The 13,473-nt window shown below is 57.9% G+C and carries 10 protein-coding genes; 4 read left to right on the forward strand and 6 right to left on the reverse strand.

All coding sequences use genetic code 11. The features are described 5' to 3' along the window. The first annotated feature begins 122 nt into the window (after positions 1 to 122). From poxB to ACJBF3_RS12815, 4 genes are all read left to right on the forward strand, one after another. Positions 123 to 1,841: a ubiquinone-dependent pyruvate dehydrogenase gene (gene poxB, locus ACJBF3_RS12800; protein WP_045327315.1), complete on the forward strand. Its 1,719-nt coding sequence runs from the start codon at positions 123 to 125 to the stop codon at positions 1,839 to 1,841. A 38-nt stretch (positions 1,842 to 1,879) separates the two neighbouring features. After that, entirely contained in the window at positions 1,880 to 2,881 is a 1,002-nt protein-coding gene (gene ltaE / locus ACJBF3_RS12805) for a low-specificity L-threonine aldolase (RefSeq protein WP_406545132.1), read from the forward strand. 10 nt (positions 2,882 to 2,891) lie between these two features. Continuing rightward, positions 2,892 to 4,328: an SDR family oxidoreductase gene (locus tag ACJBF3_RS12810; RefSeq protein WP_045327317.1), complete on the forward strand. Its 1,437-nt coding sequence runs from the start codon at positions 2,892 to 2,894 to the stop codon at positions 4,326 to 4,328. 92 nt (positions 4,329 to 4,420) lie between these two features. Beyond that, positions 4,421 to 5,434 (forward strand): NAD(P)-dependent oxidoreductase, encoded by a 1,014-nt coding sequence (locus tag ACJBF3_RS12815; RefSeq protein ID WP_045327318.1) that lies wholly within the window; start codon positions 4,421 to 4,423, stop codon positions 5,432 to 5,434. Positions 5,435 to 5,577: 143 nt separating this feature from the next. Here the strand turns inward: ACJBF3_RS12815 and ACJBF3_RS12820 are convergent, their stop codons facing one another. The 6 genes from ACJBF3_RS12820 to gspL form a co-directional block, all read right to left on the reverse strand. Further along, positions 5,578 to 7,407 (reverse strand): glycoside hydrolase family 19 protein, encoded by a 1,830-nt coding sequence (locus ACJBF3_RS12820; RefSeq protein WP_045327319.1) that lies wholly within the window; start codon positions 7,405 to 7,407, stop codon positions 5,578 to 5,580. A 133-nt stretch (positions 7,408 to 7,540) separates the two neighbouring features. Next, positions 7,541 to 7,981, reverse strand: coding sequence for a type III secretion system invasion protein IagB (iagB, locus tag ACJBF3_RS12825; protein WP_045327320.1), 441 nt, complete (start codon positions 7,979 to 7,981; stop codon positions 7,541 to 7,543). Between the two features lie 103 nt (positions 7,982 to 8,084). After that, positions 8,085 to 10,799: a glycosyl hydrolase family 18 protein gene (locus ACJBF3_RS12830; protein WP_045327322.1), complete on the reverse strand. Its 2,715-nt coding sequence runs from the start codon at positions 10,797 to 10,799 to the stop codon at positions 8,085 to 8,087. A 253-nt stretch (positions 10,800 to 11,052) separates the two neighbouring features. Further along, a complete protein-coding gene (locus ACJBF3_RS12835; RefSeq protein WP_045327323.1) occupies positions 11,053 to 11,850 on the reverse strand; it encodes an A24 family peptidase in 798 nt (265 codons plus the stop codon). Next, the gene (gene gspM, locus ACJBF3_RS12840) at positions 11,847 to 12,332 is read right to left on the reverse strand and encodes a type II secretion system protein GspM (protein ID WP_045327325.1); all 486 of its coding nucleotides are present in this window, start codon (positions 12,330 to 12,332) and stop codon (positions 11,847 to 11,849) included. Before gspM ends, ACJBF3_RS12835 begins: the two co-directional genes overlap by 4 nt. Beyond that, entirely contained in the window at positions 12,329 to 13,462 is a 1,134-nt protein-coding gene (gene gspL, locus ACJBF3_RS12845) for a type II secretion system protein GspL (protein WP_045327327.1), read from the reverse strand. Before gspL ends, gspM begins: the two co-directional genes overlap by 4 nt. Positions 13,463 to 13,473: the final 11 nt, after the last annotated feature.

Here is a 13,473-nt window from a genome sequence, read left to right on the forward strand (position 1 = left end):
TCACCAGATTATGCCGAATAATTGCGCATAAAAAGCACCTTTTAATTGGGGGGAAATGACGGGCAAGACGGAGACTTTCTTCTAAGCTTGTAAGCGATATCACAAAAAGGAGAAGGACAACCATGAAACAAACCGTGGCTGCATATATAGCGAAAACCCTGGAGCAGGCTGGCGTAAAACGCATCTGGGGCGTCACCGGCGATTCCCTCAACGGGCTGAGCGACAGCCTTAACAAGATGAAGACCATAGAATGGATGCCAACCCGCCATGAAGAGGTTGCCGCCTTCGCCGCAGGCGCTGAAGCACAGCTCACCGGTGAACTGGCCGTCTGTGCCGGCTCGTGCGGGCCGGGTAACCTGCACCTGATCAACGGCCTGTTTGACTGCCACCGCAATCATGTTCCGGTTCTGGCGATTGCCGCCCACATCCCCTCCTCCGAAATCGGCAGCGGCTATTTTCAGGAGACGCATCCGCAGGAGCTGTTCCGTGAATGCAGCCACTACTGTGAGCTGGTTTCATCCCCGGAGCAGATCCCGCAGGTGCTGGCGATCGCCATGCGCAAGGCGGTGCTGAACCGCGGCGTTTCGGTGGTCGTGATCCCCGGCGATGTGGCGCTCAAGGCCGCGCCTGAAGGGGCCAGCACCCACTGGTATCACGCCCCGCAGCCGGTCGTGACGCCTGCACAAGAAGAGCTGAAAAAGCTGGCGCAGCTGCTGCGTTACTCCAGCAATATCGCCCTGATGTGCGGCAGCGGCTGCGCGGGGGCGCACAAGGAGCTGCTGGAGTTCGCGGGTAAGCTTAAATCGCCGATTGTTCACGCCCTGCGCGGCAAAGAGCACGTCGAGTACGACAACCCCTATGATGTGGGCATGACCGGGCTGATCGGTTTTTCCAGCGGCTTCCACACCATGATGAACGCCGACACGCTGATCCTGCTCGGCACCCAGTTCCCGTATCGCGCGTTCTACCCGTCGGATGCGAAAATCATTCAGATTGATATCAACCCGGCCAGCATCGGCGCGCACAGCAAGGTGGATATGGCGCTAATCGGCGACATCAAATCGACCCTTGCCGCCCTGCTGCCGCTGCTGGAAGAGAAAACGGACCGCACGTTCCTTGATAAGGCGTTAAGCGACTATCGCGATGCCCGCAAGGGGCTGGACGACCTCGCCAAACCGAGCGACAAGGCCATTCACCCGCAGTATCTGGCGCAGCAAATCAGCCATTTTGCCGACGACGACGCCATCTTCACCTGCGACGTGGGCACGCCAACCGTCTGGGCGGCGCGCTACCTGAAGATGAACGGCAAACGCCGCCTGCTCGGCTCGTTCAACCACGGCTCGATGGCCAATGCCATGCCGCAGGCGCTGGGCGCGAAAGCGACGGCGCCGGAGCGTCAGGTGGTGGCGATGTGCGGCGACGGCGGGTTCAGCATGCTGATGGGGGATTTCCTGTCGGTGGTGCAGATGAAGCTCCCGCTCAAAATCGTGGTCTTTAACAACAGCGTGCTTGGCTTCGTGGCGATGGAGATGAAGGCCGGCGGCTATCTCACTGACGGCACCGAGCTGCACGACACCAACTTCGCGCGCATTGCGGAGGCCTGCGGCATTACCGGCATTCGCGTGGAGAAAGCCTCCGAGGTAGACGAAGCCCTGCAGCGCGCCTTCTCCATCGACGGCCCGGTGCTGGTAGACGTTGTCGTCGCCAAAGAGGAGCTGGCGATCCCGCCGCAGATCAAGCTGGAACAGGCCAAAGGCTTTAGCCTGTATATGCTGCGCGCCATCATCAGCGGTCGCGGTGACGAGGTGATCGAACTGGCAAAAACCAACTGGCTCAGGTAAAACATCTGGCATCGCCTTTTTAATAATAAGGACATGCCATGATCGATTTACGCAGTGATACCGTTACCCGCCCGAGCCGCGCCATGCTCGAAGAGATGATGGCCGCCCCGGTCGGGGACGACGTCTACGGCGATGACCCGACTGTCAACGAACTGCAGCGCTATGCGGCAGAGCTGAGCGGCAAGGAGGCTGCCCTGTTCCTGCCAACCGGCACGCAGGCTAACCTGGTGGCGCTGCTCAGCCACTGCGAGCGCGGTGAAGAGTATATCGTCGGCCAGGGCGCGCATAACTATCTCTACGAAGCCGGCGGTGCCGCGGTGCTGGGCAGCATACAGCCGCAGCCAATTGACGCCGCGCCGGACGGCTCCCTGCCGCTCGATAAGGTGGCGGCGAAAATTAAAGCCGACGACATCCACTTCGCCCGCACCAGGCTGCTCAGCCTGGAAAACACCCACAACGGCAAGGTGCTACCGCGCGAGTACCTGAAGGCCGCGTGGGAATTTACCCGCGAGCGTAAACTCGGCCTGCACGTGGACGGCGCGCGTATCTTCAACGCCGTCGTGGCGTACGGCTGCGAGCTGAAGGAGATTACGCAATACTGCGACTCCTTCACCATCTGCCTCTCAAAAGGGCTGGGCACGCCCGTGGGCTCTCTACTTGTTGGCAATGCGCACTACATCAAGCGCGCCAACCGCTGGCGTAAAATGACCGGCGGCGGCATGCGCCAGGCGGGAATTCTGGCGGCGGCGGGGCTGTTCGCGCTGAAAAACAACGTGGCGCGTCTGAAGGACGATCACGATAACGCCGCGTGGATGGCCACGCAGCTTCGCGAGATTGGCGCCGAGGTGATGCGTCACGACACCAACATGCTGTTCGTTCGCGTCGGCGATGAGCATGCCGCCGCGCTGGGTGAATTTATGAAAGCGCGCGGCGTGCTGATCAACGCGTCACCGATTGTGCGCCTGGTGATGCATCTTGACGTCAGCCGCGAGCAGCTGGCGGACGTGGTGAAATACTGGCAGGCGTTTTTACAGCGCTAAGGAGCCCGACGTGCCGCAACGCATTCTGGTGCTCGGCGCCAGCGGATATATTGGCCAGCACCTGACCACGGCGTTAAGCCGGGAGGGACACCGGGTGCTGGCAGCGGCACGCAACACCGAACGCCTGCAAAAACTGAGTTTGCCCGGCGTCACCTGCCACAACGTTGACCTCAACTGGCCGAAGGAACTTCCCGTGCTGCTGGATGGGGTCGACACGCTTTACTACCTGGTGCACAGCATGGGCGAAGGCGGGGACTTTATCGCCCACGAGCGTCAGGTGGCGATGAACGTCCGCGATGCCCTGCTGCAAACCCCGGTGAAGCAGGTGATTTTTTTAAGCTCGCTCCAGGCCCCCGAACATGAGCAGTCCGATCACCTGCGCGCCCGCCAGCTGACGGCGGACACGCTGCGCGGCGCCACTATTCCCGTCACCGAACTGCGCGCGGGGATCATCGTCGGCGCGGGGTCGGCCGCCTTCGAAGTGATGCGCGATATGGTCTACAACCTGCCGGTGCTCACGCCGCCGCGCTGGGTGCGTTCACGCACCACGCCGATTGCGCTGGAGAATTTACTGCATTATCTGGTGGCCCTGCTGGATCACCCTGCGGAGCAACACCGCGTGCTAGAGGCGGCCGGTCCTGAGGTGCTGAGCTATCAGGAGCAGTTCGAACATTTTATGCGCGTCAGCGGACGCCGCCGCTGGCTGATCCCCATCCCCTTCCCGACCCGCTGGATTTCAGTGTGGTTTTTGAATGTGATCACCTCCGTGCCGCCGACGACCGCCAAAGCGCTGATCCAGGGGCTGAAGCACGATCTGCTGGCGGACGATCGCGCGCTGCGGGCGCTCATCCCGCAGGATCTGATCCGCTTTGACGATGCCGTGCGCAATACGCTGAAAGAAGAAGAGCAGTTGGTGAACTCCAGCGACTGGGGGTACGACGCTCAGGCGTTTGCCCGCTGGCGGCCGGAGTACGGCTATTACCCGAAACAGGCGGGCTGCACGGTGAAGACTTCCGCCAGCCTTGCAGATCTGTGGAAGGTCGTGAACCAGATTGGCGGAAAAGAAGGGTATTTCTTCGGTAATCTCCTCTGGCAAACGCGCGGGGCAATGGATCTGCTGGTGGGCCACAGGCTGGCTAAAGGCCGCCCGGCCCGCCCGTATCTTGAGGTGGGCGACGCGGTCGACAGCTGGAAGGTGATTATTGTCGAGCCGGAAAAACAGCTGGCGCTGCTGTTCGGCATGAAGGCGCCGGGCCTGGGGCGACTCTGCTTTACGCTGAAAGACAAAGGCGATTATCGGGAACTGGACGTCCGCGCCTGGTGGCATCCGCACGGAATGCCGGGTCTGTTCTACTGGCTGTTGATGATCCCCGCCCACCTGTTTATCTTCCGCGGGATGGCGAAACGGATTGCGCAACGGGCAGAACAAAAGACGGAAAAGATCTAAATAAAACTCTCTTTCTTTCACCTTTCCCATTGCATAGCGCCGTAATTCACGAAAGAATGCGCACGAAATTCTTTTCAACACAGTGGATAGTTATGAAGGTACTGGTTACCGGGGCGACCAGCGGCTTAGGCCGAAATGCGGTCGAATTTCTGCGCAACAAGGGCATCAGCGTCAGGGCTACCGGTCGCAACGAAGCGATGGGTAAACTTCTGCAAAAAATGGGCGCAGAGTTCGTCCATGCCGACCTGACGGAGCTGGTCTCCTCGCAGGCGAAAGTGATGCTCGCCGGTATCGACACGCTGTGGCACTGCTCCAGTTTTACCTCGCCGTGGGGAACCCAGGAAGCCTTCGATCTCGCCAACGTGCGGGCCACTCGCCGTCTGGGCGAATGGGCCGTCGCCTGGGGCGTGCGTAACTTTATTCATATCTCGTCCCCGTCGCTCTATTTCGACTACCACCACCATCGTGACGTGCAGGAAGATTTCCGCCCTGCCCGCTTTGCCTGCGAGTTTGCCCGCAGCAAGGCGGCCAGCGAAGAGGTGATCGACCTGCTGGCGCAGTCGAACCCGCATACCCGGTTTACGATCCTGCGTCCGCAAAGCCTGTTCGGACCGCACGACAAGGTGTTTATTCCGCGCCTGGCGCAGATGATGCATCACTACGGCAGCGTGCTGCTGCCGCGTGGTGGCGATGCGCTGGTGGATATGACCTATTACGAAAACGCCGTCCACGCCATGTGGCTGGCAAGCCAGCCGGACTGCGATAAGCTGATCTCCGGTCGCGCCTACAACATCACCAACGGCGAGCCGTGCACGCTGCGCAGCATTGTGCAGCGGCTGATCGACGAGCTGCAGATCGACTGCCGTATCCGTTCGGTCCCCTACCCGATGCTCGACATGATTGCCCGCAGCATGGAGCGTTTTGGCAGTAAATCGGCCAAAGAGCCTGCGCTGACGCATTACGGCGTATCGAAGCTTAACTTTGACTTCACGCTGGATATTTCGCGGGCGGAAAATGAGCTGGGGTACAAACCGGTGGTGACGCTTGATGAAGGGATTGTGCGCACGGCGGCGTGGTTACGGGATCACGGGAAGTTACCGCGGTAAGCGATCCTGCCACACGTAGGCCGGGTAAGCGCAGCGCCACCCGGCAAAATACAGGGAGTGCGGCCTGATGCCCTCACCCCAGCCCTCTCCCACGGGAGAGGGTGCAAAGACTAAAACGGCAACCTTTCGGTTGCCGTTTGCTTTTACAGAGCCGTCCAGGCATCAGCCCACGCCAGGCCTGCACCTGGTTCATAGTATGCCGGAGCGTTGTTACACCAGCCGCTGTACGGGAACGGTTTGCACTGGAACAGTTTACCGTGGTTGTTCACGATATCGCCCGCCTTGTACTTGCTGTTCGCGCTCCACGCGGCGTAATTGCCGGATGTGCCTTCGTCCTGAGACGGTGCCGCTTTGGCCTTCACGTTCAGCAGATAGGAGGTCGTGCTGCTCAGCTCACCGTCGCTTACGGTCAGGCTGATTTCAATCTGCTGAGCCGTCGCCGATTCTGGCGCCTTGAACGTCACCACAGCTTTATCCTGACCGGTCACGGTCTGGCCGTCCTGAGAACGCCAGGTGTAGGTCAGCGCGTTGCCGTCAGCATCGGTAGAGCCTTCTGCGCTCAGTGAAACCTGCGCACCGGCGTCAACCGCGCCGATTGGACCGGCGATATGCGCGACCGGCGCGTGGTTCACCGCAGCAGGTTCTGCCGGGGTTTCATCCGGTACTGGCGCTGGCGCCGGCGTTTCGTCTTGTGACGGCGCAGGGGTCGGCGTCGGCGTTACCGGGGTTTGATCCGGCGTAGCGGAACCGTCGTCGTTAACGATGTTCACGTTAAAGAACTTCTGCACGCACTTGCTGTAGTCACCCTCTTTGAAGGCGCTGAACGGCGTCTGGTAGCCAACCAGCTGGCAAGAGTAGGTTGCGCCGCTTGGCGTATCCGCGCTCCATCCCCAGTCCTGCTCCCAGTAAATCTTCAGCGCGCCAGCGCCGCCTTCGTCGAACTGCTTCATGTTCGCGCAGCCCAGCACTTCGTTCGCCGGAACGGGAACCTTCAGGTAGTTCGCGAACTCTTTGTAGTACTTGATACGGTTCTCAGACTGAGCAATTTCAGTTGGACCGCCGCACTCAACGCCGCCGTTGATGATCTGAGTGGTCACGCCGAAGCCAGGGACCAGGCCGTTGGCTTTATCGTGATCGTTCGGCTGCCAGGTGCCGTCGATGACCTGCAGCATGCTTGGTTTTGGCGGCTGTGGATAGGCGAAGAAGAAGATCGCGCTCGCCAGGTTCAGCCAGGTATCCGCCACCAGCTCAGGTTTGTCGAGCAGGGTACGCACGTCGCCGTACATCGCTTCAGAGAACGGACCGTAGTTATAGTTGTAGGACAACTGCTTAGCACCGCGACCAAAGTAGCTCAGGAAGTCGCCGTCTTTGTCTTTACCGCACGGCCAGGTCTGACCCTGCCAGACGTCCGGGTTACATTCGCCGTTATAGCCGCCCTTCTGGCCTTCGCTCCAGCCCATTTCACGCACGTGAACCAGGGCCTGACGCCATTCGGCTTCCGGACGCCAGCTTTCGTGACCGCCGGTTTCCTGGGCAAAGTGGGCAAACATGGTTGCCAGCTCTTTACGGCAGATGGCGTCACTGTCGCGACCGTCGTTATAGGTCTTACACAGCGCCGGGAACTTACCGACCGCTTTCAGGAAGTTGCTGTAGGTGTACGCCTGCGCGCGCAGCGGGAAGAGATACTCCCAGTCGCTGGCCTTCACGATCCCTTCCACGCGTTTCACGTTATCCGGGTTCGCCGCACGGCCTGGCTCAATCAATTCAACCTGAGCGTTGTCCAGCGTCTGAATGGTCTCTTTTACGGAGGCCATCAGCGGGAAGCTGGTCAGCTCTTTCTCTTTCTTCGCCAGATCGCTGGCTTTGATGGTGTATGGTTCACTGGTGGTCGCTTGCAGCGAGGCAGCCTGGGCCATAAACGGTGCTACGCATGCGCCGGCAACGAGTACACTCAGTAACGTCCTTTTGTTCATTTCACTATTCCTGTTTATCTAAGTTAAATATTAACAATCCAGGCTTATGTATTAATCCGTTAATAAATAAACCGCGGAAAGCTGTTTTCTCTTTTCGAAGAACACCTTCAGGAATTCTTCAAAAATAAAAAACTCATTCGGCTGCTGCGATTTTCAGCTCCTGATACTTCTTCCATACCTTGTGGGCATATATCATGCGTTGCGGATAATTCTCTTTTTTTAACCCGGCGTTATACGCGCCTACCGCCTCCCAGTTATAGCCATACACTTTAATCATGCTGGACAATATCGATGCGCCAACCATAATCGAGGTGCAGGGTTCGGTTATCAGCCGATACTCATCTATTCCCCGGCTCTCCAGCTCGGAAAAATGCGAGCTGTTTATTTGCATTAGCCCCACGTCGCGAGTACCGTCATGATTTTCGCCAACGGCATACGGGTTCATGCCCGATTCCACGTTTGCAATGGCGTACAGCAAATAAGGATCGACGTGATAATAATGTGCAGCTTTGTCCCAACAGTTTGCCAGCGCGCTCTGGCTGACTATCAATAATAAAAAAAATAACTTTTTCATTTTTACCTGCTGACCGTTTCGCTAATTTCTCCTTAACAACATCCTGTAAAATAATTTTTGATTTACTCCCCCCTTAAACGGGGGGAGTTTTTATCAGCTCAGATTAACGGCAATCTGTTGCTGGACCTTCTTTTACCCATACATCGCTGTTCGCTGGGTTATCACCACGGGTCCACCATTTGGCACGGTAAACGTTACCCTTGTAAGTGGTGGTGTCGCCGCCGTTGTATACCAGGTCAGAACGCCAGTTCATCTTCACGTTGCTCATGAGTTCCCACGCGTCTACGCCGAAGCCAGGCTGGTTGCCCTGAGTCCAGTACTTCGCTTTCCATACCAGATGGTCGAAGCTGACGGTATCGCCAGTGTTGTAGATTTTGCTGGAATCCCACGCAGCATATTTGCTGGCGTTAGCGTCAACCGGTGCGTCGCAGCTGCCGGTTGCAGTGCCTTCATCAGAGGGTGGCGTCACGTCATCAGCAGGCGGAGTCACCTCGTCAGCAGGCGGAGTCACGTCATCAGCAGGTGGCGTCACGTCGGCCGGTTTCGGATTGACCGTAACCTGGACGTTAGACTGCACGCTGGTTTTACCATCGCCGACCACCACATTCAGGGTGTAGGAAGAGGTAGAGGTGACTTCTGGCGCCGTGATGGTCACGTTCGCGGTATCAGTACCGGTCGCGTGCATATCCGCCGGAACGCTCCAGGTGTAGGTCAGGTTATCACCGTCCGGATCTGCAGCCTGCGCGTGCAGGGTATAGGTTTCACCCGCCTGCAGCGTTACCGCTTCCATTGGGTTCACAACCGGTGCCTGGTTAGCCTTCGGCGCCTTGTTAACTACCTGCACGTCAATCGCGTTGCTCAGGCCTTTTGCGTCGGTTACCGTCAGGCGGAACACCATGGTCTGATCGCTGGTGACAGCCGCAACGTTGAAGGTGGCTTTCGCTTTGGTGCTGTTGGTCAGGGTCACTGACGGGCCAGAAACCTGAGTCCATTTGTAGGTAATCGCATCGCCGTCCGGATCGCTGGACGCTGAACCATCGAGCGTAACGGTTGCCGGGCCAGAAACGTTCTGATCTGCGGAGGATGCGATTGGCGCATGGTTGGTCACAACAGGATCAACCGGCGTTGTGCCGCTGCCCAGCAGGCTTTCGTTCATGGCGTTCAGGATGTCCCCGGTATCGGAATCAATAGACCATGCGAACAGGCCACCCAGGTTTTTCTGGAGTACGTATTTGCCTTTTGCCGCAGTAGAACGCGCGTCTTCGTACGAGATCAGGTCGCCGGTTGACTTGTTGAACACGTATGGCGCTTCCGCGTCAGCATCGTAGCCGTATTCCCAGCCTGGTTTACCTTTGTACTCGTTAACGATCTGGCGATAGTCAACAACGCCCGGTTCCCAGGTGCCTCGCACCATACCGGTCGCGGTACCGGTGAATGGATTGTTGCCGGTGTAGCCGTGTACGCCGGTCCAGCCGCGGCCATACATGCCCGCACCCACCACGATCTTGCCAGGCTGTACGCCTTGCTGCAGCAGGGCATCAACCCCGTTTACGGTGGTGTAGTTGGTGTCTGGTCGCCATGCTGGCGCATTCAGCGCAGCCTGGTGGCCCAGCTCGGTGTTGCTCCAGCCGCCGTAGAAGTCGTAGCTCATCAGGAAGATGTGGTCGAGGTACTGCTGAGCAGTGGTGTAGTCCACGTCTTCAATCTTGTCTTTACCGGCACCGATAGCGCTGGTCAGCTCGTAGGTACGGCCAGTCTGGGCAGACAGCTCGTTCAGCATGGTGCGCAGATCGTGCATCAGCGCGGTATAGGTCGCTTTATCCTGCTGCGGGTTGCCTTTAGTCTCGGTCACACCGCCGCCGCCAGGGAATTCCCAGTCGATATCCACGCCGTCAAAGAATTTCCAGGTCTGCAGGAAGTCTTTAACAGAGGAGACGAAGCGCGCGCGGATGGCCGGGTCGCCCATGTGGAAGAACGGATCGGACAGGGTCCAGCCGCCGATAGATGGCAGCACCTTCAGGCCTGGGTGCGCTTTTTTCAGCGCCATCAGCTGACCAAAGTTACCTTTGTACGGGTCGTCCCAGTTGGAGACGCCAGCCTGTGGTTTCTGCAGCGCAGCCCACGGGTCGTGGATCGCCACGGTAAAGTCAGGACGGCCCTGGCAGTCGCGCTGCAGCACGGCGAAGCTGTTGCCGCCTTCAACGGTTTTCAGGCCGTCGTTGATGCCGTCACCGCCACAGATTGGAATGAAGCCGTACAGAATGTGGTTCAGGTTAGCAGCAGGAATTTTGTCAACCGGGAAGTTACGGTCATAGACGCCCCACTCCGGGAAGTAGGCCGCAACCACTTTATCGGTATGTTTCGCGAAGGATTTATTGTTCTCCTGCAGCGACGTGTTCAGCGGCAGCAGGTGGCTGCCGTCGGTATCCGCAACGAGGATCAGCTTGCTGGCGCTTTTCGTACAGCCGCTGGCGTTACAAACTTCAACCTGCTCCTGATAACGTCCACCTTTTTTCACTTTGAACGTTGCTGAGCCCGCCGCGCCGCCGGCACCGGTCCACACGGTTTTACCGTCCAGCAGAACTTTCGCGGAGGTTGGCGCATCGCCGCTCCAGACGTTCCACTCCACTTTCACATCGACGCCGTCATTATGCACTTTGACCAGATTGTTATAATCCTGAGCGGCCTGATCCACTTCAACCAGGGCAAACTTGTCATTGCCGGAACCAATGGTCGGTGCACCTGGCGCCGCTGCGAATGCGGAGCTGGTTGCTGCCGCAATAAAGAGCGCCAGATATTTAGGCTTCATAAATTTCATTCGTTATTTCCCGATAAATATATTCTTAACGTTAATACCCATGTCTTCCTTGAGAACATGGCATGTTTCGCGTAATGCGTATTTAACTAACCTGACAACCGTGACAAAAACGTTTTGCTGCGTTGTATTCCCCCATAAAAAGATACAAGCCCCAATTCCGTGTAGCTTATATCCCCTACGATACACAGAGCGCAAAGAGACGTCCTTCTCTTCCACCGTCGAAAAAACTTATAAAAAAACTTGACCCGTATATTTAAAATATGGAAGCAAACTGCTGTCCAATAAACACCACTATTCCAGCAAATGAGAGATAGGGACCGAAAGAAATAGTGAGGTTATTTTTATTTAAACTATTTAAGGCGAAATATCCCGCAATACCGCTCAGCGCGGCCGCGAGTTGAATTGCAGGCAGCGCCTGCCAGCCGCACCAGGCACCCAGAGCCGCCAGCAGCTTAAAGTCGCCATACCCCAACCCTTCCCGGCCGGTAAACAACCGAAATGCCCAGTAGAGCAGCCACAGGGAAAGATAGCCTGCCACCGCGCCGAACAGCGCATCGCGCAGCGCTAGCGAGTAGCCAAACGCATGGAACAGTAATCCTGCCCACAGCAGAGGCTGCGTCAGACAGTCCGGCAGCAGCTGGTGCCGCCAGTCAATCATCGCCAGGGGCAGCAAAAAGGCGGCCAGCAGCCATACGGCAATGAGGGAGGGGATGTCCGGCGCGCACCAGGCGGTGATACCACAAAACAGTGCGGAAAAAAGTTCGATTAAAAATATCCGCAAGGGAATAGCCGTTCTGCACCGGCGGCAGCGCCCGCCTAATACAAGCCAGCTGACCAGCGGAATATTCTCCCAGGCGGACAGCCTGTGCTGGCAGACCGGGCAGTGCGAGGCCGGAAAGAGCAGGTTACCGCTCCCCTCCTCCTCCATGACCATGCCCGGCACGCGTTCGGCGACCACCCCAAGAAAGCTCCCGACAATGCCGCCAAAAATCGCACTCATTAGCGGGAATCCCACCGGGTAAACCTCCCGCATCAGCGCGACGGTGTTCATGCGGTTTTGCTCCAGGTGAGCTGGACTTCCGCCCTGACATCGCTGAGGTGATCGACCGGGGTGAGATTCATTTTCTGCAGCCTGACGCCGGAATTCTGGTTTATTTCCCGCAGCCAGTTTTTCAATTCGTAGACGTTTACGCGATTAACAACGAACGATAAGGTTTGTCCATCCTGATGCACCTCCGTCAGAGGAAGATGAATTTCCTGCGCGCTGTTCTCCACCACCGCGCGCGGATTATCCGTTTTGACAATCTGGACCTGGAGATGGTTTTTATCTATTTCACTGCGCATCCAGTTGAGCGTCTCTTTTTGTCTGCTCAGCGTGGCTTTGCTGTTCTGAATCATATTATCCAGCGGGACCATACCCGCGTAATAAATAACCGCTCCCGCTATTGCGGCGGCACATATTTTCAGAATAACTTTTTCCCTGGCGCTGTAATGTTGATAACGAGACTTAAGCTGCGTGATTCGCTCTTTCATTTATGTTTCCCTGCGATCATGGCGGTATAAGGCGCAGAGGTCGACACAGGCTGTAAGGTGAAATCAAAATATTCCCCCGCCTGTGTTACGAACGTCTGCAACGCGGATTGGTTTTGCGAACGGGCGCTCAGCGTCAGCGTGTTTTGCTGAGCATCGTATTCGAGCAGCGTGATCTCCAGCTCGGGCACGGCCTGCCTGGCTTTTTCCAGATCGTCCAGCTGCAGAAACACCCCTCTGGTCTGCTTTTTCACATTTTGACCAAAGTGATATTTGATGTTGGTCTGCTGACGCATGCTGGGAAAATGGTGCTGATAAACCTGCAGGATCTCCTGCTGAACCTGATTTTCCTGCTGCACCAGCATCCAGGCCATCGCGACGCGCGGGCCCAGCAGCAGGCCGAGAGAGAGCAGGCCCGCCGCGGCCATCGCGGCCTTGATGCCCTTAGAGGCTTTCCCCGCGCCCGCTTTCGCGCTGAACTCACCGTGCAGGAGCGTGACGCGGCTGGCGCGCCACTGCGGCTGGATCAGGACCAGCGGATGCTGCCAGGGAAGCACGACGTCAACGTCCACCCCGTCAGGCGCGTCGCCGTAGCAGCACACCTCCCCCTCTCCGGCTTTCTGCATCAGAAGCGGCAGCAGGCTCGCCTCCATTTCGCTGGCAACATGGGGCGATAAGCGCAGCCAGTAGCCCTGATCCACGGCGACCAGCGTACTTCCCCCTGCCGTCACGGGCAGCAGCCAGGCATCCGGCAGCGCCTGAATCACCTTCAAACCAGCCTCATGACAGCGGGTTAACCATCCGCGCAGGCAATCGGCGTCGATCGCCACCGCGTCCACCTCGGCACCCTTTTTGTGAAGCACCGTCCAGTGAAGGTTATCCACGTCGCCAATCAGCGTCTCTTCCGCCATCCACGAGAACGCCGTCGCCTGCGAGGCGACTTTCTTCGGCAGCGTAAAGTGGCGGAAGATCATGCTGCTGGCAGGCAGCAGCAGGCAAACGCGGGCGGCCAGGGGATGGTCTGCCAGCGCGTCCAGGCTCTCCAGCACCTCAACCTGCTCGCTGCCGGAGATACACCACGTTATTTTCCCGCCCTCGCGGCTGTCGGGACGAACAAAAAGGACCTGTTTCATAGCGTTCTACT

This window comes from Enterobacter sp. PP-008-ECC_S150, from assembly GCF_045257065.1.
In the GTDB taxonomy this organism is placed as follows: Bacteria; Pseudomonadota; Gammaproteobacteria; order Enterobacterales; family Enterobacteriaceae; genus Enterobacter; species Enterobacter chengduensis.